The organism is Paracoccus marcusii (assembly GCF_006151785.1).
Classification (GTDB): domain Bacteria; phylum Pseudomonadota; class Alphaproteobacteria; order Rhodobacterales; family Rhodobacteraceae; genus Paracoccus; species Paracoccus marcusii.
The window spans coordinates 1-792 of record NZ_VDDD01000276.1; the positions used below are offsets into that span (position 1 = coordinate 1).

A 792-nucleotide genomic window follows, 5' to 3' on the forward strand; every position below is an offset into this window, starting at 1 on the left:
CGCTTCATTGTCCGTCCTCAAGTTGGATCGGACTCTAATCGATGGTGGAGGAAAAATCCCGTAGCAGGTCACTACCAGCGCTTGTGAAACCAAGGCCGCGGAATTTTCGTTGACCCCATTCATCAGTGTGTCCTGCGAAGGGGCGATAGTGGTCACTCATATCCAACGACGAAAAGTTCAAACGCCGCGTATCATGATCACTGCCAAGATCATCATACCATCCAAATCGGCCCGCATCGATCCGATACAGATGCAGGAAGGATTTTTGGATGTGATGGTCGACCGGAAGGTCGACCAGGCCATTCGCGCGATGCACCCCGACCACAAGTAGGGTCGATTTCTAAACTCGACGAGCCATTGACACCTTGCGACCCGTTTTCTTTTCGGTCCAATCGACCGGAAGGAGACAGCCATGCCCCGTCATCGAACCCACAAGCGATCTTTCCGGAGATCCAGGCCCTCTAAGTCATCTGGTGCGATAAGTGGCAGGAAGGTTGGTATTCCTTGGCTGCAGGCCACCCGAGCGCCATGCTAGCCGCGTGGGATGCGATGGCCGACCACTCACCGCGGGACACACTGTCTCTTCAGTTCTGCAGCAGGATCCTCCGGACCAGGCTGCTAAAATGATCCAGCATTCAACATCGCCGTGCGTTGTTTTGTCCCATAGCCATAGAAAGAACAAAAGGAGAACTTGAGCAGTGGTGACACTGGTAGGCTGAATGTAAGCGCGACGTCGCGGCCCTATGCGGTGAGGCTTGACGGCTGTGCGTGCCGCCAGGGCATGAGGTCTTC

1 protein-coding gene is annotated in these 792 nt (G+C 55.1%); it reads left to right on the plus strand.

Features of this window, described 5'->3' with window-relative positions; translation table 11 throughout:
• The first annotated feature begins 193 nt into the window (after nt 1-193).
• A complete protein-coding gene (locus FHD68_RS19290) occupies nt 194-331 on the plus strand; it encodes a hypothetical protein (RefSeq protein WP_167550447.1) in 138 nt (45 codons plus the stop codon).
• Nucleotides 332-792 lie beyond the last annotated feature (461 nt).